The 22624-nt window shown below is 59.1% G+C and carries 18 protein-coding genes and 2 tRNA genes; 2 read left to right on the top strand and 18 right to left on the bottom strand.

Annotated features, from left to right (window positions below; translation table 11 throughout):
* Nucleotides 1-73: 73 nt before the first annotated feature.
* Entirely contained in the window at nucleotides 74-1252 is a 1179-nt protein-coding gene (locus GYM47_RS01795; RefSeq protein ID WP_139527979.1) for an acetyl-CoA C-acetyltransferase, read from the top strand.
* A 61-nt stretch (nucleotides 1253-1313) separates the two neighbouring features.
* On the opposite strand, the gene GYM47_RS01790 is transcribed toward GYM47_RS01795, so the two are convergent.
* From GYM47_RS01790 to rlmE, 16 genes are all read right to left on the bottom strand, one after another.
* Entirely contained in the window at nucleotides 1314-2483 is a 1170-nt protein-coding gene (locus tag GYM47_RS01790; protein WP_139527978.1) for an MFS transporter, read from the bottom strand.
* Between the two features lie 89 nt (nucleotides 2484-2572).
* Entirely contained in the window at nucleotides 2573-4738 is a 2166-nt protein-coding gene (pnp, locus tag GYM47_RS01785; RefSeq protein WP_139527977.1) for a polyribonucleotide nucleotidyltransferase, read from the bottom strand.
* Nucleotides 4739-4875: 137 nt separating this feature from the next.
* Nucleotides 4876-5145 (bottom strand): 30S ribosomal protein S15, encoded by a 270-nt coding sequence (rpsO, locus tag GYM47_RS01780; protein WP_009723734.1) that lies wholly within the window; start codon nucleotides 5143-5145, stop codon nucleotides 4876-4878.
* A gap of 117 nt (nucleotides 5146-5262) precedes the next feature.
* Entirely contained in the window at nucleotides 5263-6183 is a 921-nt protein-coding gene (gene truB / locus GYM47_RS01775) for a tRNA pseudouridine(55) synthase TruB (protein ID WP_139527976.1), read from the bottom strand.
* Nucleotides 6183-6593, bottom strand: a complete 411-nt coding sequence (gene rbfA, locus GYM47_RS01770) for a 30S ribosome-binding factor RbfA (RefSeq protein WP_139527975.1) — start codon at nucleotides 6591-6593, stop codon at nucleotides 6183-6185. The genes truB and rbfA overlap by 1 nt, the downstream gene beginning before the upstream one ends.
* Before the next feature lie 19 nt (nucleotides 6594-6612).
* The gene (infB, locus tag GYM47_RS01765) at nucleotides 6613-9153 is read right to left on the bottom strand and encodes a translation initiation factor IF-2 (RefSeq protein ID WP_153843153.1); all 2541 of its coding nucleotides are present in this window, start codon (nucleotides 9151-9153) and stop codon (nucleotides 6613-6615) included.
* A gap of 27 nt (nucleotides 9154-9180) precedes the next feature.
* A complete protein-coding gene (gene nusA, locus GYM47_RS01760) occupies nucleotides 9181-10695 on the bottom strand; it encodes a transcription termination factor NusA (protein ID WP_153843154.1) in 1515 nt (504 codons plus the stop codon).
* A gap of 70 nt (nucleotides 10696-10765) precedes the next feature.
* Entirely contained in the window at nucleotides 10766-11227 is a 462-nt protein-coding gene (gene rimP, locus GYM47_RS01755; protein WP_139527972.1) for a ribosome maturation factor RimP, read from the bottom strand.
* A gap of 325 nt (nucleotides 11228-11552) precedes the next feature.
* Nucleotides 11553-11629: transfer RNA gene (locus tag GYM47_RS01750), tRNA-Met, on the bottom strand.
* A gap of 134 nt (nucleotides 11630-11763) precedes the next feature.
* Nucleotides 11764-11850 (bottom strand) — tRNA-Leu (locus GYM47_RS01745).
* Nucleotides 11851-11884: 34 nt separating this feature from the next.
* The gene (gene secG, locus GYM47_RS01740) at nucleotides 11885-12244 is read right to left on the bottom strand and encodes a preprotein translocase subunit SecG (RefSeq protein ID WP_153843155.1); all 360 of its coding nucleotides are present in this window, start codon (nucleotides 12242-12244) and stop codon (nucleotides 11885-11887) included.
* Nucleotides 12245-12248: 4 nt separating this feature from the next.
* Nucleotides 12249-12998 carry a triose-phosphate isomerase gene (tpiA, locus tag GYM47_RS01735; protein ID WP_153843156.1) on the bottom strand — a complete coding sequence of 250 codons (750 nt, stop codon included), beginning with the start codon at nucleotides 12996-12998 and terminating at the stop codon, nucleotides 12249-12251.
* Between the two features lie 128 nt (nucleotides 12999-13126).
* The gene (gene glmM, locus GYM47_RS01730) at nucleotides 13127-14476 is read right to left on the bottom strand and encodes a phosphoglucosamine mutase (RefSeq protein ID WP_139527969.1); all 1350 of its coding nucleotides are present in this window, start codon (nucleotides 14474-14476) and stop codon (nucleotides 13127-13129) included.
* Between the two features lie 2 nt (nucleotides 14477-14478).
* Complete coding sequence (gene folP, locus GYM47_RS01725; protein WP_196781573.1) at nucleotides 14479-15390, bottom strand: dihydropteroate synthase; 912 nt, start codon at nucleotides 15388-15390, stop codon at nucleotides 14479-14481.
* A 103-nt stretch (nucleotides 15391-15493) separates the two neighbouring features.
* The gene (gene ftsH, locus GYM47_RS01720) at nucleotides 15494-17491 is read right to left on the bottom strand and encodes an ATP-dependent zinc metalloprotease FtsH (protein ID WP_139527968.1); all 1998 of its coding nucleotides are present in this window, start codon (nucleotides 17489-17491) and stop codon (nucleotides 15494-15496) included.
* A gap of 214 nt (nucleotides 17492-17705) precedes the next feature.
* A complete protein-coding gene (gene rlmE / locus GYM47_RS01715; RefSeq protein ID WP_153843157.1) occupies nucleotides 17706-18353 on the bottom strand; it encodes a 23S rRNA (uridine(2552)-2'-O)-methyltransferase RlmE in 648 nt (215 codons plus the stop codon).
* Between the two features lie 114 nt (nucleotides 18354-18467).
* On the opposite strand from rlmE, the gene yhbY reads away from it, so the two are divergent.
* Complete coding sequence (yhbY, locus tag GYM47_RS01710; protein WP_153843158.1) at nucleotides 18468-18794, top strand: ribosome assembly RNA-binding protein YhbY; 327 nt, start codon at nucleotides 18468-18470, stop codon at nucleotides 18792-18794.
* A gap of 99 nt (nucleotides 18795-18893) precedes the next feature.
* Here yhbY and greA read toward each other — a convergent pair whose 3' ends face one another.
* Complete coding sequence (gene greA, locus GYM47_RS01705) at nucleotides 18894-19370, bottom strand: transcription elongation factor GreA (protein ID WP_139527965.1); 477 nt, start codon at nucleotides 19368-19370, stop codon at nucleotides 18894-18896.
* A complete protein-coding gene (gene carB / locus GYM47_RS01700) occupies nucleotides 19367-22597 on the bottom strand; it encodes a carbamoyl-phosphate synthase large subunit (RefSeq protein ID WP_153843159.1) in 3231 nt (1076 codons plus the stop codon). The genes greA and carB overlap by 4 nt, the downstream gene beginning before the upstream one ends.
* Nucleotides 22598-22624: the final 27 nt, after the last annotated feature.

The raw sequence follows: 22624 nt of genomic DNA, 5'->3' as shown, positions 1-22624 counted from the left end.
ACTAACAACTATGGATAGGCGGCACGCCTATCTGCCATAGGCACAATGCGACACTCACTCAAGGAGTCATTGTATGCAAGACGTGGTCATTGTGGCGGCTCGCCGCACCGCTGTAGGTAGTTTCGGGGGATCACTCGCAGGGATTCCCGCCAGCGATTTGGGTGCGCTGGTCATCAAAGACATTATCGCTTCCACCGGCGTCGCGCCCGAGCAGATCGACGAAGTGCTGCTGGGTCAGGTGCTGACCGCAGGCGTTGGCCAAAACCCGGCGCGCCAAGCAGCCATCAAGGCAGGCCTGCCAGACACCGTACCGGCCATGACGATCAACAAAGTGTGTGGCTCTGGCCTCAAAGCGCTGCACCTGGCGACTCAAGCCATCCGCTGCGGCGATGCCGAGATCGTGCTGGCCGGTGGTCAGGAGAACATGTCCGCCTCTCCCCATATTCTGCCGAACTCGCGCAACGGCCAGCGCATGGGCGACTGGAAGGCTATCGACTCCATGGTGCATGATGGCTTGTGGGATGCGTTCAATAACTACCACATGGGCATCACGGCCGAGAACCTGGCAGAGAAATATGGCATCACGCGAGAAGCCATGGACGAATTTGCCGCCGCTTCCCAGCAAAAAGCTGCCGCCGCCATCAAAGAGGGCAAATTCAAAAGCCAGATTGTCCCGGTCGAGGTGCCGCAGCGTAAAGGCGACCCGGTGGTCTTCGATACCGACGAAAACCCTCGTGAAGTCACGGCAGACAAGCTGGCCGGGATGCGTCCTGCCTTCAAGAAAGAGGGCACCGTGACGGCGGGTAACGCCTCGTCGCTGAACGACGGCGCGGCCGTGGTTATGCTCTGCTCGGCGGAAAAAGCCAAAGAGCTTGGCCTGGAGCCCCTAGCCCGCATTGCCGCCTACTCCAACGCAGGCGTCGACCCGGCCATCATGGGGATCGGACCGGCCCCCGCCACCCGTCGCTGCCTGGAAAAAGCGGGCTGGAGCCTGGATGACCTGGACCTCGTCGAAGCCAACGAAGCCTTCGCTGCTCAAGCGCTGTCGGTCAATAAAGAGCTGGGCTGGGACACGTCGAAGGTGAACGTCAACGGCGGCGCCATCGCGCTAGGTCACCCCATTGGTGCGTCGGGCTGCCGCGTGCTGGTGACACTGCTCCATGAAATGATCGCTCGCGATGCCAAAAAAGGCTTGGCGACGCTATGTATTGGCGGTGGCCAAGGGGTTGCACTGGCCATCGAGCGCCCATAACGCCCGCTGTGCCCCGCTAAAGTGTGCCCCCGCCATGGCGGGGGCTTTTACCCATCATGTATTAGCGGCGCTTTTCACCAACGATGCGCGACGGCGTGCGCCATACCAACAGTACGCCCATGAGGAACAGCCCCGAGGCGACCCACATCGCCACCGGTAGGCTGGTGCCATCGACCACTTGCCCCCCGACCATGGCCCCCAGGCCAATCGACATGTTGAAGACGAACGCCATTAACGCCGTGGCGGCTTCCGTATTGGGCGCCGTGCGTAGAATCCATGTCTGAATACTCACTGATACGCTGCCAAATACAGCACCCCACAGCATTAACAGCAGCACGCCACTGGTCGGCTCTACGCCTACCACCGGGAAGATCGCCACGACCACCAGCAGTACGCTAGGAATCGCGAGCACCGCACGGTACGGGTGACGGCCAGCAAACATCCCTGCAACGATATTGCCCAAAATCCCCGACGCACCGTACAGCAGCAGCAGGCTTCCGACATGGCGCTGCGCGACCCCGCTGATCTCTTGCAAAATGGGACTAATGAAGGTGTAGGCCGCAAAGTGACCCACCACAACAAAGCCCGTGGTCAACACGGCTACCCGCACGCCACGGTTCTTTAGCTGTTGGGCCAGCACCCGAAGCCGCACCGGCTCTCGGGGCGGCAGTGGCGGTAGCCAGCGCCAAAGCGCCAACGCCGTGAGCAAACTCAAGCCCCCCAAGGCACCAAAGGCCACGCGCCAGTTACTGATATCACCCAGCAGCGTGCCCAACGGTACGCCAAGCACCGAGGCCGCCGCCACGCCGCCAAAAATGATGGTCATGGCCCGCGATACCTGATCGCTAGGCACCAGACGTGGCGCAATACTGCCCGCAATGGCCCAAAAACCGCCGATACTGATACCCACCAACACTCGCGCCGCCAACAGTAGGGCAAAGTTGCTGGCCATGGCGGAGAGCACGCTGCCCAGCACCATCACTGCCATCATCAGCGTCAGCATGATACGGCGATCGAGACGCCCTACCGCCACCGGCAGCAGCGGCGCTGAAAACGCCGCCACGACGCCGGGCACCGTCACCATCAACCCTGCCATACCTGGGGTCACGCCCATCGACTCTGCCACCTGAGAGAGCAAACCGATAGGTAGTTGCTCTGCGGTCACCAACAAAAAAATGCCGATCATCACGGCCACCACCGCCCACCAACGCGGCGATTCCTGCTGCTCCATGCTATGTCCTCACATTCCTGACCTATCAAAACGACACCGCCCCCACAGCCAAGGGCTGCGGGGGCGGTAAATCCTACGCTGAGCGCTCGTTAGCTAGCGACGTCCGCCTCGGCAGCTTCAAACGCTGCTTTCTCTTCTTCGGTGATCTCTTTGATCGAGAGCTTCACGCGGTTGCGGTTGTCGATATCCAACACCTTCACGATGACATCGTCGCCTTCGTTCAGGAAGTCGCGCACGTTATTGACGCGCTCCTGGACGATTTGCGAGATGTGCACCAGGCCATCGGTTCCCGGCATGATGTTCACGAACGCACCAAAGTCGGCGATACGTACGACCTTGCCTTTGTACAGCTTGCCGATTTCCGCTTCGGCGGTGATCGCCAGTACGGTATCGATCGCTTTCTTGGCAGCGGCTTTGTCTTCGGCGTAGATGCGAACGGTGCCATCGTCATCAAGATCGATCGATGCGCCGGTGTCTTCGCAAATCTTGCGAATGGTGGCGCCGCCCTTGCCGATGACGTCGCGAATCTTGTCCGGATCGATTTTGATCGTCGCCATGGAGGGGGCGTTTTCCGACACCTCGTTACGGCTCTGGCTGATCACGGCGTTCATCTGCGCCAGGATACCGATGCGCGCATCGTGGGCCTGTTGCAGCGCAGTCTCCATGATCTCTTCGTTGATGCCCTCGATCTTGATGTCCATCTGCAGGGCAGTGACGCCCTCTTCAGAACCGGCCACTTTGAAGTCCATGTCACCCAGGTGGTCTTCGTCACCCAGGATATCGGTCAGCACCGCGTAGCCGTCTTCGTCTTTGACGAGGCCCATGGCAATACCCGCCACCGGGGCTTTCAACGGAACGCCCGCATCCATCAACGCCAGCGAGGAGCCGCACACGGACGCCATGGAGCTAGAGCCATTGGATTCGGTGATTTCCGACACCACACGGATGGTGTAGGGGAACTCTTCTTCAGACGGCAGCATCGCTTGGACACCGCGACGCGCCAAACGGCCGTGGCCGATTTCACGGCGCTTTGGGCCACCCATGAAGCCAGCTTCACCCACCGAGTAGGGAGGGAAGTTGTAGTGCAGCATGAAGCGGTCTTTACGCTCGCCTTCCAGCGACTCGATGAGCTGCGAATCACGCAGCGTGCCGAGTGTTGCGACCGCAATGGCCTGGGTCTCACCACGGGTGAAGATGGCCGAGCCGTGAGTTTTCGGCAGCACGCCGACGTCGATGTTCAGCGGACGTACGGTAACGTTGTCGCGGCCATCGATGCGCGGCTCGCCCTTGACCACGCGGGAGCGCACCACACGCTTCTCAAGCGCTGCGAACGCGCCTTTCACGTCATCCTTGCTGAACTTGCCTTCCGCTTCCTCTTCGCCTTCCGCGGCCGCTAACTGTTCGACGGCCGCGTCTTTCAGCGCTGCGAGTGCATCTTGGCGCTGCATTTTATCGGTGATGCGGTACGCCTCACCCACTTTGGCTTCAAAGGCGTCGGCCATGGCCGTTTTCAAGGCAACGTTTTCTGCCGGCGCCTGCCACTCCCAGCGCGGCTTACCGGCCTCGGCAGTCAATTCTTTAATGGCGTCGATCGCGACCTGCATCTCCTGGTGGCCAAACAGTACGGCACCCAGCATTTCGTCTTCGAGCAGTTCTTGCGCTTCGGACTCCACCATCAGCACGGCGTTTTCGGTACCGGCCACCACCATGTCCAGCTCGGAGGTGGTCAGCTCTTCGACGGTGGGATTCAGGAAGTAGCCTTGCTCTTCGTTGAAGCCAACACGGGCGGCACCAATCGGGCCATTGAACGGAACGCCTGAGATGCTCAGCGCCGCCGAGGTGCCGAGCATGGCCGCGATGTCCGGATCGTGATTACGGTCGGTGGATAGAACGGTACAGATCACCTGCACTTCGTTCATGAAGCCTTTCGGAAACAGCGGGCGAATCGGGCGGTCGATCAAACGCGACGTGAGGGTCTCTTTCTCCGTCGGGCGGCCTTCACGCTTGAAGAAGCCACCGGGGATTTTACCCACGGCGTAGGTTTTCTCTTGGTAGTGTACCGAGAGCGGAAAGAAGGGCTGGCCTGGGTTGACGTCTTTCTTCGCCACCACCGTACACAGGACGACGGTGTCGTCCATGGTGACCATCACGGCACCAGTGGCTTGGCGAGCGATACGCCCAGTTTCGAGGGTGACGGTGCTGCGACCGTATTGGAACGTTTTTTTGACCGGATTCACGGCTACTTCCTTTAACATTAATAGCTACTTGTCTTTTCGCTTGGGTCGTTTGACTCGCCACCATTCTAGGCGTTGAGGCGCCGTACGGCTACCAGAAACAAAAAAACGGGCAGCTCACAAGGAGCTGCCCGTTTCGAATCATGGCCGTTAAAAACTTAGCGGCGCAGACCCAGACGCTGAATCAGAGACTGATAGCGTTCGAAATCTTTACGCTTCAGGTAGTCCAGCAGCTTACGACGCTGGTTTACCATGCGGATCAGACCACGACGAGAGTGGTGATCCTGCTTGTTGGTCTTGAAGTGATCCTGCAGGCCGTTGATGTTGGCGCTCAGCAGTGCAACCTGAACTTCAGGGGAACCGGTATCGTTATCGCCGCGGCCGTATTCGTTGACGATCTCGGCCTTTTTCTCAGCGGTTAATGCCATCTGTCTCTCCAGTAAGCAATATGCCTAAAAATGAATGGGTGAGACCACGCATATTTGCAGTCTCAGGCGACCATTTTCGCGCAAATCGCCACATCCTTGCAACGTTTTACCGCGATATTACGAACGAGCGACCGTGCTTAACAGCCGCTTGGGGGCCACTTCCTGTGGCCCTTTTACAACGCCAAGGCCGATAAACGTCTCGGCGTGATAAAGTCGTGCCAACGCATCGGGTGCCAATTCATCGACGGTGAGCTCGGCTGACTGTCCGTGGGCCAGTCGGCCAAACGAGGTGTCATCGACGCTCAGCGATGGCAGATGATCGACCAGCACATCCACGGGCATGAGTTCGGCTTCGCGGTCGGCTTGGCTAGCCAGTGCTTCCAACGCCTCCAGTGTCCACATCGCGTCGCCATCGAACGGCCCGGTTTTGAGCCGCCGTAGCTGACTGATGTGGGCACCACAGCCCAGGGCGTGACCGATGTCTTCCGCCAACGTGCGGATGTACGTGCCTTTGCTACAGCTGACTTCCAGCTCGAACGCCGTGCCTTCGAACGCCAGCAGGCGCGCATCATACACGCTAACCCGCCGCGCTGCACGTTCAACCTGTTTGCCCTCACGCGCCAGCTCGTAGAGCTTTTTGCCCTGGTGCTTCAACGCCGAATACATGGGCGGCACCTGTTCGATCTCGCCACGAAAGCGGACCAGCACGGCCTCCACATCCTCGCCGGTGAGGCTTGGCACCTCACGCCGCTCGATGACGTTGCCCTCGGCATCGCCGGTGTCGGTGATCACCCCCAGCTCTACCCGGGTGCGATACATCTTGTCGGCTTCCAGCAGGTGCGCGGAGAACTTGGTGGCCTCCCCCAGGCAGATAGGCAGAAGCCCTGTTGCCATGGGGTCCAGCGTGCCGGTATGTCCGGCTTTTTGCGCCTCGAACAGACGACGCACGCGCTGCAGCGCGTGGTTGCTGGAGAGGCCTTTCGGCTTATCCAGCAGCACCACGCCATTGACCGGTAATCCGCGACGGCGACGGGCCATTAGCGCGCCCCCTCACCTGGCTCGTTGCCATCTTCGTCATCGGCTTGACGTGCGCGGTCAGAAGAGACCGCTTCGTCGATTAGCGACGAGAGGTGCTGGCCGCGCACCACGCTTTCATCGAAGTGAAAACGCAGCTCCGGCACGTGCCGGAGTTGAATACGCTTGGCGATTTGGCTTCTCAGAAACCCTGAGGCACGCTTGAGCACCTGCAGGTTCTCCTTGATACGCTCGGGATCTTGCTCCCCCAGCAGCGTCACGTAGATATCGGCGTAGCCAAGGTCACGACTAACGGTGGCCCCGCTCACCGTGACCATGCCCAAGCGCGGATCTTTCACTTCGCGTTGGATCAGTACCGCCAGCTCCTTTTGGAGCTGGTCGGCTACTCGGTCGGTACGCTTGAATTCGCGCATGATTGCTCCTCGCGCGGCCTTACAGGCTGCGCTCGACCTTCACTTGGTCAAAGACTTCGATCTTGTCGCCGACCTGGACATCGTTGTAGTTCTTCACGCCGATGCCACACTCCATGCCGTTACGCACTTCTTGCACGTCGTCTTTGAAGCGGCGCAGCGATTCGAGCTCGCCTTCGTAGATGACCACGTTGTCACGCAGAACGCGGATGCGCTTGCTGCGCGAAACGGTGCCTTCGACGACCATACAGCCAGCCACCGCACCGATCTTCGGCGCGCGGAACACGTCGCGTACTTCGGCCACACCCACGATTTCTTCTTTCCACTCGGGGGCAAGCATACCGCTCATGGCCTGTTTGACTTCGTCGATCAGGTGGTAGATGACGCTGTAGTAGCGCAGATCCAAACCTTCACGCTCGATGATCTCACGGGCTGCGGCATCAGCACGGACGTTGAAGCCGACCACGATGGCTTCCGAGGCCAGCGCCAAGTTGGCGTCGGTACCGGTGATACCACCCACACCGGAGGAGACCACGGCCACCTGTACTTCTTCGGTGGAGAGCTCTTCCAAGGCGCCTTTGATCGCTTCCAGCGAGCCCTGTACGTCGGCTTTGAGGACGATGTTGACCTTGGCCACTTCGTCTTGGCCCATCTGGCTGAACATGTTCTCCAGCTTGGCCTTCTGCTGACGCGCCAGGCGTACTTCGCGGTATTTACCCTGACGGAAGTTGGCCACTTCGCGGGCTTTCTTCTCGTCGGCCACGACCATGAAGTCGTCACCAGCATCTGGTGTGCCGTCGAGACCTTGGATCTCTACCGGCATGGCGGGGCCAGCGGTATCGACCTGCTTGCCTAGCTCGTTGGTCAGCGCGCGAACGCGACCGTAGTGCAGGCCCGCCAGGACGATGTCGCCCTTCTTGAGCGTACCGTTTTGTACCAGCACGGTCGCCACGGGACCGCGGCCTTTGTCCAAGCGTGACTCGACGACGACCCCTTTACCTGGCGCAGACGGTACGGCTTTGAGTTCGAGAACCTCGGACACGAGCTGAATCGCTTCCAGCAGGTCTTCGATGCCTTCACCACTTTTCGCCGAGACGTGAACGAACTGCGTATCGCCCCCCCACTCTTCCGAGATCACGCCGTGCTGAGAAAGCTCGTTCTTGACACGATCAGGATCGGCCTGGGGCTTATCGATCTTGTTCACGGCTACGACCATCGGTACGCCAGCGGCTTTCGAGTGCTCGACGGCCTCGATGGTTTGCGGCATGACGCCATCGTCGGCCGCCACCACCAGGATGACCACGTCGGTGGCTTTCGCACCGCGAGCACGCATGGCGGTAAACGCCGCGTGACCGGGGGTATCCAGGAAGGTCACGCCGCCGTGGTCATCTTCCACATGGTAGGCACCGATGTGCTGGGTAATACCGCCAGCTTCGCCAGTGGCGACTTTCGCACGACGGATGTAGTCCAGCAGTGAGGTCTTACCGTGGTCGACGTGACCCATGACGGTGACGACCGGTGAGCGGGTGATCTCTTCACCTTCGTAAGAGATGCCTTCCAGCATTTCCGTTTCCAGTGCGTCATCCTTCACCAGTTTGACCTTGTGGCCCATCTCTTCCACCACGATCGCCGCCGTATCTTGATCGATGGTCTGGTTGATGGTCACAGCTGCGCCCATGGTGAACATGGCCTTGATCACTTCGTTGGCCTTGATCGACATCTTGTCGGCCAGCTCAGCAACGCTGATCGACTCAGGGATCGAGACTTCACGGACGATCGGCTGCGTCGGCTTCTGGAAGCCGTGCTTGCCGTTGCCATTTTGGCTCGCCCCACCGCGACGTCCGCCACGGCGCTCGGCACGCTTCACTTTTTTGCCGCCGCCACGCTTGCGCTCTTCGCGATCACCGCGATCATCGTCGTCGTCACGACCTTTCTTCTTCGCTGCAGCCTTTTTCGGCGGTGCAGTACGACGGTCGGTACGACCCTCCTTAGGCGGCGCAGGCGGTAGATCGTCACCTGTCGACGTGTCTTCGATGTCTAGCTCAGGCACCTCGATGTCCGGCACATCAGTGGCTTTGGCCTTGGCTTGCTCTTCCGCCTCTTTACGAGCGGCATCTTCGGCTGCCTGGGCTTTCGCCGCAGCGGCTTTCTCTTCTGCAGCGCGAGCATCACGCGCTTTGCGCTCGGCTTCCGCTTCGGCCATGTCACCGACTAACTGACGCGGCCCCGAGTGCTTGGGTTCGGGCGCCTTCGGCTTCTCTTCTTCCTCACGCTTGACGTACGTTTTCTTCTTACGCACCTGCACTTCGATCGTTTTACCACGCTCGCCGGTCTTGATACGGCTACGGGTTTTACGGGTCAGCGTGATGCGATTCTTGCTCGGCTCGCTGTCACCACCGCCGTGGCTTTTCTTCAAAAAGCTCAGCAGCGTCTGTTTGTCGTCTTCAGAGACGGCGTCACTTTCCGAGCGGTGTTTCAAACCGGCTTCTTTCATCTGTTCCAAGAGGCGGGGCACATCGCGGCCCACCTTTACTGCAAAATCTTTAACTGTCATATCTGACATAGTGACCCTCCTCAGCCCGTGACCTGTTTACTGTGTGTTTGAGTCCGATGCGTCATCGACTTCAAACCAGGGCGCACGGGCAGTCATGATCAGTGCCGCTGCGCGCGCTTCGTCCAACTCCTCGATATCGACCAGATCGTCGACAGACTGCTCGGCGAGATCTTCCATTGTGACAATGCCGCGACTGGCCAGAATGAAGGCCAAATGACGCTCCATGCCGTCCATTTCCAGCAGATCGTCCGCTGGTTGAGCACCGTCTAGCGCTTCTTCCGAGGCAATGGCCATCGTCAGCAACTCGTCTTTCGCACGTGCCCGCAGCTCTTCGACCAACTCTTCGTCGAATTCTTCGATGTCGAGCATCTCTTCGAGCGGCACGTAGGCGACTTCTTCCAGGGTGGTGAACCCTTCCTCCACCAGCAGGCGAGCGACCTCATCATCGACCCCCAGATGATGAACGAAGGAATCCACCAGGCTGTCGATCTCCTGCTCGCGCTTCGACTCGGCTTCGTCTTCGGTCATGACGTTGATCCGCCAGCCGGTCAATTCAGACGCCAAACGCACGTTCTGGCCGCTACGGCCAATGGCCTGTGCCAGGTTGTCCTGGGCCACGGCGACGTCCATAGCGTGCGCATCCTCGTCCACCAAGATCGAGGCCACGTCGGCCGGCGCCATGGCGTTGATCACCAGTTGAGCCGGGTTGTCGTCCCACAGAACGATATCCACACGCTCGTTTTGCAGCTCAGACGACACCGCCTGAACGCGGGAACCGCGCATACCCACACACGCACCCACCGGATCGATGCGGCGATCGTTGGTTTTGACGGCAATCTTGGCCCGCGAGCCGGGGTCGCGAGCGGCCCCCTTGATCTCGATCAGCTGCTCGGCGATTTCCGGCACCTCGATCTTGAACAGCTCGATGATGAACTCAGGACAGGTGCGCGAAAGCTGCAGTTGCGCGCCGCGAGCCTCCGGGTCGACCTTGACCAGCAGCGCACGTACGCGCTCGTTCATCCGGTAGCGCTCGCCCTGGATCATCTCGTTGCGCGGCAAAAACGCTTCGGCGTTCTCACCCAGATCGATGATCAGACCATCACGGGTAGTCTTCTTAACGATACCCGCGACGAGTTCGCCTTCACGGTCAGCGTACTGACGCACGACTTCGGCACGCTCGGCTTCGCGCACTTTCTGCACGATGACCTGCTTGGCAGTTTGCGCGGCGATACGCCCGAACACGGCGTTTTCGATCTTTTGCTCGACCACATCGCCCAGTTTCAGCGGCGGGTCGCGCTGCTCGGCAATGCTCTCTTTGATTTCATAGTCTGGCGTTTCGAATTCGTCGTCTTCGACCACGGTCCAGTAGCGGAACGTATCGTAGTCGCCCGTGCGGCGATCGATATGCACGCGCACGTTCGCTTCTTCATGCTCGAAACGCTTACGAGACGCGCTTGCCAGTGCGGCTTCGACCGCCTCGAAGATAACATCGCGGGGGACGCCTTTTTCATTGGAGATCGCGTCCACGACCATTAAGATTTCTTTACTCATGCGTTTGCCTCGCCAGAAAACCTGTCCTTTTGTGCATCATCCCGGCGCCTGCCGGAAGCCGCGACCCGTATTATTCGTCGAACTGCGGGACAACGTGCGCAGAATCGATGCTTTCGATAGGAAAGCAGTACTCTTCGCCTTCCAGTTGCAGTAGCACTTCATCGCCCTCGACACCTGCGAGGAGCCCTTGGTATTTGCGCCGCCCATCGAACGCGACGCGTAGCTTCAGAGCGACATGGTGGCCCTGATAGCGGATAAAGTGATCCAGGGAGTAAAGAGGACGTGCCATGCCGGGCGACGAGACTTCCAAGCGGTATTCGCCGGGAATTGGGTCTTCCACATCCATCACGGCACTGACTTGGCGGCTAATATCAGCGCAGTCTTCCACGCTGACACCGCTCTCGCGCTCGATGTAAATCACCAGCCGCGAATGCTTGCCCTGGGAAATATGGTCGATACCCCATAGCTCGAAGCCCATGGCGGCAACGACAGGTTCGATCAGCGCGTGAAGCGCAGCGTGTTTTGTGGCCACAGACAAAGCTCCTATAGCCGTTGCATCAGGCACCTGGCCAGGAGTCGTAAGAAAAGCTAGGTGGCTGATTGGCATTACCTGGGAATGTGTCTCTGGCTACTCGAACAGCATCCGCTCTTGAGACACGCTTGGCTCGCAAAAAGCTCTTCATAAAAGCTGTTTACAAAAAACCAGTTACAAAAAGCTACTAACAAAAAGCCCCTTCACAGGAAGGGGCTTTTCAAAAGAAACCTGTAGTACCATTTTAGCAACATGTCGCGAATTTTTCGCAGATCAAAAGCACCTTAATACATGCTATTGAGCCTAAACCATGCTACTAAATAAATGGTAGCGGGGACCGGATTTGAACCGATGACCTTCGGGTTATGAGCCCGACGAGCTACCAGACTGCTCCACCCCGCATCAATCTAGGTCGACGATAATAGACACTTGAAGGACTTACGTCAAGAACTCATTCAATAGTTCGCTTCACGTGCATCTTACGTCTCAGGTGCCAATCCTGATAGTCTGGGAAGCTGAATAATCAGCGAATCAGATGGTGCCGAAGGCGGGACTTGAACCCGCACGACCGTAAGGTCACTACCCCCTCAAGATAGCGTGTCTACCAATTCCACCACTTCGGCATCAGGGGAGGCTAAAGAAAGCGACATCAAGAAGTTACTCGCTGCTTTCCTCTAGCACTGGCGCGGTATTATCCATACTTGCAGGGGAGTCGTCAAGCGTTGGAATGTTTTGCTGCTGTTCGATCATCCGCGCATCAGGAATACCGGCTTCCGGCGCTTGGCCTGCCTGAGTGGCAAAGTATGCTAGAGCCATCGAGGTCACAAAAAAGCCAGCGGCTAAAACACCGGTGGTACGCGACAGGAAGTTACCGCTGCCCCGCGAGCCGAAAACCGTTTGCGACGCACCGCCACCAAAGGCTGCGCCTGCTTCGGCACCTTTTCCCTGCTGGAGCAGGATGAGTACAACCAAGGCGACCGCAATCACCACGTGAACCATAAGAATTGCAACTTGCATGGCGTTATCCTGCTGACTGACAAATGGCGTAGAAATCGTCGGTTTTGAGTGAAGCACCCCCCACCAAACCGCCGTCGATGTCCGGCTGAGCCAGTAGCTCAGCCGCGTTACTTGCGTTCATGCTACCGCCGTAAAGCAGTTTCAACTGCTCGGCAAGCGACGCATCAAACCCTGCCTGATAGGCGCGAATGCCTGCCATGACCTCTTGGGCCTGCTCTGGCGTGGCCGTCCGGCCCGTACCGATCGCCCAAACGGGTTCATAAGCAATGACAACCTGTGAGCGCTGCTCGGGGGCTAAGCGGGCCATGATATAGCCAACTTGGCGCAGAACGACGTCCATCGTGCGTCCCCCATCACGCTCTTCCAGCGTTTCCCCCACACATAGAATCGGCGTTAGCCCTGCATCCACCGCTGCCAACAACCGATCGAACACCTGCTCGTCGCTCTCGCGGTAGAGCTGGCGACGCTCAGAGTGCCCCACTAACACGTAGGTCACGCCCAACTCTTTGAGCATGCTACCGCTCACTTCTCCAGTATGCGCCCCGGAGTGATGAGGATTGAGCGTTTGAGCACCCAACTGCAGCGGCGTATCGTTGAACGCTTGGCGTGCAGCGTCTAGGTAGGGAAACGGCGGAATCACGACCACGTCAATGGACGTGGGCAGCGAAGCTGACGCGAAAGCTTGGCCGAACGCGTCGATCAACGCCTTGGAACCGTTCATTTTCCAGTTGCCGGCAATCAATGGCGTACGCATGAAGAATCCTCACTCAAGGTGGAGCGAAATGGTATAGGAGCCGCCTTGTCAAGACAACCGCTGTTGCACGGGCAATCGCAGGCACGGCGCGCTTTTCGGGTAAAAGCGACTCTCACTTTTAGAAGCCACTAACCGAGCAGCGCCTCGACTTGGGTTGCCAGCTTATTGGCCAAACGGTCGACATCCAAATGGGCACGCCCTTCGACCATGACACGAATCAATGGCTCGGTACCCGACGGCCGCAACAGCACTCGGCCCTGATCACCCAGCTCTGTTTCCAGGGCAGCCACGGCGTCCATAAGGGGCTGGGCTGCCATCACTTCTTTGGCATTCGTCCCGGCGGGCAAGCGCACGTTGACCAGCGACTGCGGCACTTTTTCGAGCCCTTTCAGCAGTGCGGGCAAGGGTTTCTGCTCTCGCACCATCAGCGCCAGCACCTGCAACGCCGATACGACGCCGTCTCCCGTGCTCTGTACGTGCCCGCAAACGATGTGTCCGGACGCCTCACCTCCCAACTCCCAACCGTTGGCCGCCATCATCTCCATGACGAAGCGATCACCAACCTTAGCGCGTTGAAAAGGAATGCCGAGCCGGTCCAGCGCCATGGCAAGCCCGAAATTACTCATCAGCGTGCCCACCACGCCACCTTCCAACAAACCACGCTCGTGACGGTCGCGGGCTATTAGATAGAGAATATCGTCGCCATCGACTTCTCGACCATCGGCATCGACAAGCAGCACGCGATCACCATCACCATCGAAGGCCACTCCAAGGTCGGCCCCTTGCTGAATGACCGCTGCGCGCAGCGCGGCCGGGTGTGTCGAGCCAACCTGATGGTTGATATTCAAGCCATCCGGTGCGGCACCGATCACGCTTACGTCCGCGCCCAGCTCACGGAACACGCTGGGGGCGATATGGTAAGTGGCTCCATGGGCGCAATCCAATACCACTTTCAGGCCGTGCAAGCTCAGCCGGTCGGGCAATGTCGATTTGCAGAATTCGATATAGCGGCCCGCCGCGTCATCGATGCGCGTCGCCTTGCCCAACTGCGCCGCATCGACGGTGGTCAACGGCGCCTCCAGCATCGCTTCGATACGGTCTTCCACCGCGTCGGGTAACTTCTTACCTTCAGCAGAGAAGAACTTGATGCCGTTATCGTCGAACGGATTATGAGACGCCGAGATCACGATCCCGGCGTCGGCGCGGAAGGTTCGCGTGAGATAGGCGATTCCCGGCGTCGGCATCGGCCCAAGCAGCGACACGTCGACCCCTGCGGCCGATAGACCGGCCTCCAACGCCGACTCGAACATATAGCCCGAGATTCGTGTATCTTTTCCGATCAATACTCGAGTGCGCCCTTTTTCACGGCGTAATACCTGCCCGGCGGCCCAGCCCAGCTTGAGCATGAAGTCGGCCGTGATAGGCGCTTGCCCCACGGTACCGCGAATGCCGTCGGTACCAAAATAGCGTCTTGTCATACTCAAAGCTCCTTATCCACGGGTGGCTCACACCCCTCCTGCAACACCGCCCACGCCATGTTAACGGCATCCACCGTGGGCCCGACATCATGCACCCTCAGGATGCTCGCGCCTCGCTCCACCGACATGGCCGACAGCGCCAGTCCACCGGCTAACCGCTCTTCCACAGGACGTCCCAGCACTTTCCCGATCATACTTTTCCGCGACATACCCACTAGCATAGGCAGCTCCAGCGAATGTAGCGTGTCCATGTACTTCAATAGCCGCAGGTTATGCTCGACGGTTTTGCCAAAGCCAAACCCAGGGTCGATGAGCAAGCGCTGACGGCGCAACCCAACTGCTTCACAAGCGGCGATGCGCTCGGCGAGATAGGTAGCCACTTCTTGCTCGATGGGATCTCGATAGCTAGGCGCGTGCTGCATGCTCTGCGGCTCACCTTGGCGGTGCATCAAACAGACAGGCAAGCCGCTGCTGGCGGCGGCGGCCAAAGCGCCCTCACGCTCGAGCGCCCGCACATCGTTGATCATGCCTGCGCCCAAGGCGCTCGCTTCACGAATGACCATGGCGCTACTGGTATCCACCGAGACCAGCGCATCGAGCTCGCGCACCAAGGCTTCGACCACGGGTGCGACACGATCCAACTCCTGCTGTTCCGAGACCGGCGTGGCCCCGGGACGCGTGGACTCCCCCCCCACGTCGATCATCGCGGCGCCTTCCGCCAGCATACGTTCGGCGTGGCGAAGTGCATCGTCTAGGGCAACATGCTGACCGCCATCGGAGAACGAATCTGGCGTGACGTTCAAAATCCCCATGACGCGCGGGAACGAAAGATCGAGCGTATGGCGCCCGCAGCGCAGCTGCAAAGCACTCTTTGTCGAGCGCAAAGGCGATGAAGGGTCAACGTTGGAAGTCATGCTGCCGCCTAAATCAAAAGAAACATAAATACGATTGCCCAACAGCATAACAAAAAAGGCGCCCCCATAGGGGACGCCTCTGCGACTCATGGCTTTGGCTGGCTCAAGGGCCTGCAGGGCCGCCCAGCGGGTCGGAGGGACGGCGGCGCGGCTCGTCGTCGTCCTCTTCGCCATCGTCGCTCGATGCGTTCGACGCTTGATCCTCTGACTTGGTGTCAGGCTTGTCATCGTTCACGCGCATACCACCACCCGATGAGTCACCGTCGCTCCAGCCCTCCGGTGGACGCGGGTCACGGCCTTCCATGATGTCTTTGAGCTGGTTGGCGTCAATGGTTTCGAACTTCATCAGCGCTTCTGCCATGGCATCCAGCTTATCGCGGTTGTCATGCAGGATTTGGCGCGCCTGCTCGTAGCACTCGTCGATGATCTTGCGCACTTCTTTATCGAGTCGCGTGGTGGTTTCGCCCGACTTCAACTTGCCACCACCTTGTCCCGGGCCGCCGAGAAACTGGTGAGACTCGTCCTCGTCGTACATGATCGGGCCCATCTCATCCGAGAGCCCCCACTTGGCGACCATGTTATGGGCCAATTCCGTCGCCCGCTTGATATCGTTGGAGGCACCGGTCGTGACACCGTTGACACCCAATGTCATCTCTTCAGCGATGCGACCACCAAACAACGAGCAGATCTGACTAATGATTTGCTGACGTGACAGGCTGTAGCGATCCTCCTCGGGTAGGAACATCGTCACACCGAGCGCGCGGCCACGCGGGATGATGGTCACCTTGTAGACCGGGTCGTGTTCGGGCATGACCAAACCGATAATTGCGTGGCCCGCTTCGTGGTAGGCCGTATTGAGCTTCTCTTTGTCGGTCATGACCATGGATTTGCGCTCTGCGCCCATCATGATCTTGTCTTTGGCAAGCTCAAGCTCGTCCATCCCCACCAAGCGCTTGTTACGACGTGCGGCAAACAGGGCGGCTTCGTTCACTAGGTTTGCGAGGTCGGCACCCGAGAAGCCCGGTGTACCGCGCGCGATGAGCTGCGGTTTGACGTCGTCCGCTAGCGGAACCTTACGCAGGTGAACGCCCAGAATGTGCTCACGGCCTCGAATGTCTGGCAAGCCAACGGTGACCTGGCGATCGAAACGGCCGGGGCGCAGCAGCGCGGGGTCAAGTACGTCAGGGCGGTTAGTCGCGGCGATGACGATGATGCCTTCGTTCGCCTCAAAACCGTCCATTTCTACCAGTAGCTGGTTCAGCGTTTGCTCACGCTCGTCGTTACCACCACCCATCCCCGTGCCGCGAGAGCGGCCTACGGCATCGATCTCATCGATGAAGATGATGCAGGGCGCCTGCTTCTTGGCCTGCTCGAACATATCGCGAACGCGCGAAGCACCCACCCCCACGAACATCTCGACGAAGTCGGAACCCGAGATGGAGAAGAACGGCACCTTGGCTTCGCCGGCGATGGACTTGGCCAGTAGCGTCTTACCGGTACCGGGCGGGCCCACCATCAGCACGCCGCGGGGAATGGTGCCGCCCAGGCGCTGAAACTTGGTCGGGTCGCGCAGGAAGTCGACCAGCTCTTCGACCTCTTCCTTCGCTTCGTCACAGCCTGCCACGTCGGCAAAGGTGGTTTTGATCTGGTCCTGAGAGAGCAGCTTCGCTTTGGACTTGCCAAAACTCATTGGGCCGCCTTTACCGCCCCCAGCGCCGCCCTGCATTTGGCGCATGAAGAACATGAAGATAGCCAGAATCAGCAGGATCGGAAAGCTGGCGATCAGTAGACGCGTCCAGATGCTCTGCTGCTCTGGCTCCTTACCGACCACGGTGACGTTATTGCTGAGCAGATCGTCCATCAGCTTGGGATCTTCCGCTGCTGGACGAATGGTCTGGAACTGCGAACCATCCGTGCGCTCACCGGTGATGGTGTAGCCATCGATGGTGACGCTACGTACCTGTTGATTTTGCACCTGCTGCACGAACTGAGAGTAGTTCGTGGTCTGAGGTGCGCTTTCCGTACTGAAATTATTGAACACTGTCAGTAGAACGGCCGCGATGACCAACCACAGAATCAGGTTCTTCGCCATATCGTTCAAGGGGCTACCCTCATTACAAGAATCCGTCAGTTAACCGCTAATACTCTGACCTTACACCAGAGCTTAACGTTCAACCATTGCCAAAGCCCGTTGGGCGTTGGGCCATCTGTGTCACGCTCGTCCAGTGTGCATAATGTGACACATCTTGCGCCTGCCTGTCTGGCAATCGCGATGATAAATCTTGGCTATTGCGCCAGCGGCATGTCCGCGCCGGTCACCCGCGAAAGCCCTCCGCTAAAAAGTAGACTTCCCGCGAGCGCGCTCGTGAGGCGTCCGGTTTGCGGGTCACCACTCGGTCAAAACTGCCGCGCAGTTCTTTAAGGTACGCATCAAAACCCTCTCCTTGAAAGACTTTCACCAAAAAGCGGCCTTTTGGAGAGAGCGTTTCTCGAGCCAGCTCCAACGCCAGCTCGGCTAAATACATGGCCTGCGGCTGATCGATGGCCGCCATACCACTCATATTGGGGGCCATGTCGGACATAACAAGGTCTACCGGGCGATTTCCCAACCGGTCGAGAATCGCATCGAGCACGCTCTCCTCGGTAAAGTCACCCTGAATGAAATCGACACCTGCCAGCGCATCCATCTCCAGGATATCGGAAGCGATGACCACCCCTTCCGGCCCGACTTTTTCGGCGGCGATCTGGCTCCACCCGCCAGGGGCAGCCCCCAGGTCGATGACCGTCATGCCATTGCGAAACAGCTTATCCTTCTCGTCCAGCTCTAGCAGCTTGTAACTCGCCCGTGAGCGATAGCCATCCTGCCAGCTCTGCTTCACATACTGGTCGTCGAAGTGCTCTTTCTTCCAGTTGTTGCTGGTTTTGCTCACTGAATGTTTTCGGCTTGGAGGCTTTTGCTGCATGTGGGAATCTGACGCTTGGATAAGGGATGGGCGCGTTCACGCGATTGCTTTCACTCAGCGGCATTTCACCGTAAGATGGAACGTTAAGCGCTAACCGGGATACCGCAAGATACCATGAGCTTGTCACAGGCACAAAAGAAAGCATTTCGCAGCATTGGCCACCATTTGAACCCGGTGGTCACCGTTTCTGAGAACGGCGTCTCCGACAATTTGCTCGCAGAACTCAACCGCGCGCTCAACGATCACGAGCTGATCAAAGTCAAGCTCGCCCTGCCAGAGCGGGACGACCGTGCCGCGATGATCAACGAGCTGCTGGCTGACAGCAACGCCGAGCTGGTGCAAACCATCGGCAAGATGGCACTGCTGTATCGCCGCAACCCAAAGGCGAATCCCAAGCTGTCGAACGTCACTCGCTTCGAGAATCACCACGGTCGACACTAACGCGTACAGGGCGTTCAGGCTCGATGTCACGCACCTGACCACCAAAAGGCCCGATGCAGTCTCCTGCACCGGGCCTTTTTTTGCGCTAGCGGTACGTGGTTAGAGGTGCTCGACGCTCTCGATCTCGTACTCCACGTCGCCGCCTGGGGTTTTCACCACCACGACATCGCCCTCTTCCTTACCGATCAGCGCACGCGCAATGGGTGAAGTGACCGAGATTCTGCCCGCTTTGATGTCGGCTTCGTCTTCGCCCACGATGCGATAGGTCACGCTGGCATCGCTATCCAGGTTCAGCAGCGATACGGTTACCCCGAAAATCACCTTACCGGTCTTCGGCAGCTTGGTGACATCGATCACCTGCGCACCAGAAAGCTTGCTTTCGATTTCCTGGATACGGCCTTCGATGAATCCCTGCTGCTCGCGCGCCGCGTGATACTCGGCGTTCTCCTTGAGGTCGCCATGTTCACGCGCTTCGGCGATGGCGGCAATCACCCGAGGGCGCTCTTCGCCCTTCAAGTGATTGAGCTCCTCGCGAAGGCTTTTTTCTCCCGCTACCGTCATCGGGACCTTGTTCATTGACTTGCTCCTGCATGCAGATCCTGAAGGCGCCGCACCGTAATCTCCCTACCGTACTCTAGCGCCATGCAAACGGCATTAGCGCCCGCCAAGGTGGTCGCATAGGGCACCTTGCGCGCGAGAGCAGTACGGCGAATGATCGAAGAGTCGTTGATTGCCTGACGACCTTCGGTAGTGTTCACGATGTAGGCGATTTCGTCGTTCTTCAGCAGATCGACGATATGGGGACGGCCTTCGTAGACTTTATTGACGTGCTCCACGGGCAAACCGGCGGCTTCGATAGCCACTGCCGTACCACGCGTTGCACAAAGCGTGAAGCCTAATGTTAGCAGAGAACGAGCCACTTCGATAATCCCCTGCTTGTCGGGTTCGCGTACCGACAGGAAGGCTTTACGATCGCCCTCCAGCGCCGGAATTGCTTCTCCCGCGCCCAGTTGCGCCTTGAAGAACGCTTCTGCGAAGGTATCGCCCGAGCCCATGACTTCGCCGGTGGACTTCATTTCCGGCGAGAGAATCGGGTCGACGCCCTGGAACTTGTTGAACGGGAAGACCGCTTCTTTGACGCTATAGAAGTGCGGCACGATCTCACGCTCGAAGCCCTGTTCGGCCAGAGTCTTACCGGCCATGCAGCGGGCTGCCACCTGCGCCAGCGAGGTACCGATGCACTTGGACACGAACGGCACGGTACGTGAGGCGCGTGGGTTGACCTCAATCACGTAGATCTCGCCATCCTGCCAGGCCAGCTGCACGTTCATCAGACCTTTGACGCCCAGCTCGACGGCCATTTTCTTGACCTGATCGCGCATCTCGTCCTGCACGTCGGCCGGCAGCGAGTAGGGCGGCAACGCACAGGCGGAGTCGCCGGAGTGAACGCCCGCTTGCTCGACGTGCTGCATGATACCGCCAATCACGACCTGCTGACCGTCGGAGACCGCATCGATGTCGACTTCCACCGCGGCACTCAGGAAGTGATCCAGCAGTACCGGCGAGTCGTTGGAGACTTTCACTGCGTTGGTCATGTAGTTTTCGAGCTCGGAGGCGTCGTAGACGATCTCCATCGCCCGGCCGCCCAGGACGTAACTCGGACGCACGACCAAGGGGTAGCCAATTTTTTCGGCTTTGGCGAAGGCATCTTCGAAGCTGCGGGCCGTGGCGTTGGGCGGCTGTTTCAGGCCGAGCTTGTCGATCATCACCTGGAAGCGCTCGCGGTCTTCCGCGCGGTCGATGGCGTCCGGCGTGGTGCCAATGATCGGCACGCCTGCAGCTTCCAGTTCGCGGGCAAGCTTCAGCGGCGTTTGTCCACCGAACTGGACGATGACGCCCACCGGCTTCTCTTTATCGGCAATTTCCAGCACGTCTTCCAGCGTGACCGGCTCGAAGTAGAGACGATCCGAGGTGTCGTAGTCGGTGGAGACGGTTTCCGGGTTGCAGTTGACCATGATGGTTTCGTAGCCGTCGTCGCGCATGGCGAAGGCGGCGTGAACGCAGCAGTAGTCGAACTCGATACCCTGGCCGATACGGTTCGGGCCACCGCCCAGCACCATGATTTTCTGGCGATCCGAGACGTCTGCTTCGCACTCTTCCTCGTAGGTGGAGTACATGTAGGCCGTGTCCGAGGCAAATTCGGCCGCGCAGGTATCCACGCGCTTGTAGACCGGGCGGATGTTGGCGGCTTGACGCGTCTTGCGGAACTCTTTTTCGGACACGCCCAACAGCTTCGCTAAACGAGCATCCGAGAAGCCCTTGCGCTTGAGCTGGAACAACTCGCGGGCGGAGAGGTCCGCCAGCGCACGCTTGGAAACCGCCGCTTCGGTCAGAATCAGGTCTTCGAGCTGGACCAGGAACCAACGGTCGATGTTGGTCAGCGCGAACACGTCGTCCACGCTCATGCCCGCGCGCATGGCGTCGGCGACGAAGAAGATGCGCTCGGCACCCGCTGCCTGTAGCTCGCCCTTGATTTGGGCCATCGCGTCATCGGTAAACTCGGTAATGATCGGGTCGAGGCCGTCGTTACCGGTTTCCATGCCGCGCAGCGCTTTTTGCAGCGACTCTTGGAACGTACGGCCAATCGCCATCACCTCGCCCACCGACTTCATCTGGGTGGTCAGGCGGTCGTTCGCCTGGGGGAACTTCTCGAAGGTGAAGCGCGGGATTTTGGTCACGACATAGTCGATGGACGGCTCGAAGGACGCCGGAGTTTGGCCGCCGGTAATGTCGTTTTGCAGCTCGTCCAGGGTGTAACCCACCGCCAGCTTCGCGGCGATCTTGGCAATCGGGAAACCAGTGGCTTTGGAGGCCAGCGCCGACGAGCGAGAGACACGGGGATTCATCTCGATGACGACCATGCGGCCGGTCTTAGGGTCCATACCGAACTGAACGTTCGACCCGCCGGTTTCTACGCCAATCTCGCGCAGCACCGCGAGGCTGGCGTCGCGCATGATCTGGTACTCTTTATCGGTCAGCGTCTGGGCCGGGGCCACGGTGATGGAGTCGCCGGTGTGGACGCCCATGGGGTCGAAGTTTTCGATCGCGCAGACGATGATGCAGTTATCGTTCTTATCGCGCACCACCTCCATTTCGTACTCTTTCCAACCCAGCAGCGACTCGTCGATGAGCAGCTCGTGGTTGTTGGACAGTTCGAAACCGCGGGTGCAGATCTCTTCGAACTCTTCCTTGTTGTACGCCACGCCGCCGCCGGAGCCGCCCATGGTATAAGAGGGGCGAATGATCGTCGGAAAGCCCAGCTCCGCCTGAATCTCCCACGCCTCGTCCATGGTGTGCGCCACTTTGGCCTTGGGGCACTCCAGGCCGATGTTCTTCATCGCCTTGTCGAACAGATCGCGGTCTTCGGCCTTGTTGATGGCATCGGCATTGGCACCGATCATCTCGACACCGTATTTGGCCAGCACGCCGTGCTTGTCCAGGTCCAGCGCGCAGTTCAGCGCCGTCTGACCGCCCATGGTGGGCAGAATCACATCCGGGCGCTCGGCTTCGATGATTTTCTCGACGGCTTGCCAAGTGATCGGCTCGATGTAGGTGGCATCGGCCATGGCGGGATCGGTCATGATGGTGGCCGGGTTAGAGTTGACCAGAATGACCTGGTAGCCCTCCTCGCGCAGCGCTTTACAGGCCTGGGCGCCGGAGTAGTCGAATTCGCAGGCCTGACCGATGACGATCGGACCAGCGCCAATGATGAGAATGCTATTGATATCGGTACGCTTAGGCATAACGGTTCCCGCAAAAAGTGGTGACGA

The organism is Vreelandella piezotolerans (genome assembly GCF_012427705.1).
Taxonomy (GTDB): Bacteria; Pseudomonadota; Gammaproteobacteria; order Pseudomonadales; family Halomonadaceae; genus Vreelandella; species Vreelandella piezotolerans.
Note: the sequence above shows the minus strand (reverse complement) of the source record. Positions and strands in the feature narration are given on the sequence as shown.

Bases quoted from the DNA above. Each gene is read 5' to 3' on its own strand.
- GYM47_RS01795 (WP_139527979.1), top strand. From the start codon at position 74: ATGCAAGACGTGGTCATTGTGGCGGCTCGCCGCACCGCTGTAGGTAGT.
- GYM47_RS01790 (WP_139527978.1), bottom strand. From the start codon at position 2,483: ATGGAGCAGCAGGAATCGCCGCGTTGGTGGGCGGTGGTGGCCGTGATG.
- pnp (WP_139527977.1), bottom strand. From the start codon at position 4,738: ATGTTAAAGGAAGTAGCCGTGAATCCGGTCAAAAAAACGTTCCAATAC.
- rpsO (WP_009723734.1), bottom strand. From the start codon at position 5,145: ATGGCATTAACCGCTGAGAAAAAGGCCGAGATCGTCAACGAATACGGC.
- truB (WP_139527976.1), bottom strand. From the start codon at position 6,183: ATGGCCCGTCGCCGTCGCGGATTACCGGTCAATGGCGTGGTGCTGCTG.
- rbfA (WP_139527975.1), bottom strand. From the start codon at position 6,593: ATGCGCGAATTCAAGCGTACCGACCGAGTAGCCGACCAGCTCCAAAAG.
- infB (WP_153843153.1), bottom strand. From the start codon at position 9,153: ATGTCAGATATGACAGTTAAAGATTTTGCAGTAAAGGTGGGCCGCGAT.
- nusA (WP_153843154.1), bottom strand. From the start codon at position 10,695: ATGAGTAAAGAAATCTTAATGGTCGTGGACGCGATCTCCAATGAAAAA.
- secG (WP_153843155.1), bottom strand. From the start codon at position 12,244: ATGCAAGTTGCAATTCTTATGGTTCACGTGGTGATTGCGGTCGCCTTG.
- tpiA (WP_153843156.1), bottom strand. From the start codon at position 12,998: ATGCGTACGCCATTGATTGCCGGCAACTGGAAAATGAACGGTTCCAAG.
- glmM (WP_139527969.1), bottom strand. From the start codon at position 14,476: ATGACAAGACGCTATTTTGGTACCGACGGCATTCGCGGTACCGTGGGG.
- folP (WP_196781573.1), bottom strand. From the start codon at position 15,390: ATGACTTCCAACGTTGACCCTTCATCGCCTTTGCGCTCGACAAAGAGT.
- rlmE (WP_153843157.1), bottom strand. From the start codon at position 18,353: ATGCAGCAAAAGCCTCCAAGCCGAAAACATTCAGTGAGCAAAACCAGC.
- yhbY (WP_153843158.1), top strand. From the start codon at position 18,468: ATGAGCTTGTCACAGGCACAAAAGAAAGCATTTCGCAGCATTGGCCAC.
- greA (WP_139527965.1), bottom strand. From the start codon at position 19,370: ATGAACAAGGTCCCGATGACGGTAGCGGGAGAAAAAAGCCTTCGCGAG.
- carB (WP_153843159.1), bottom strand. From the start codon at position 22,597: ATGCCTAAGCGTACCGATATCAATAGCATTCTCATCATTGGCGCTGGT.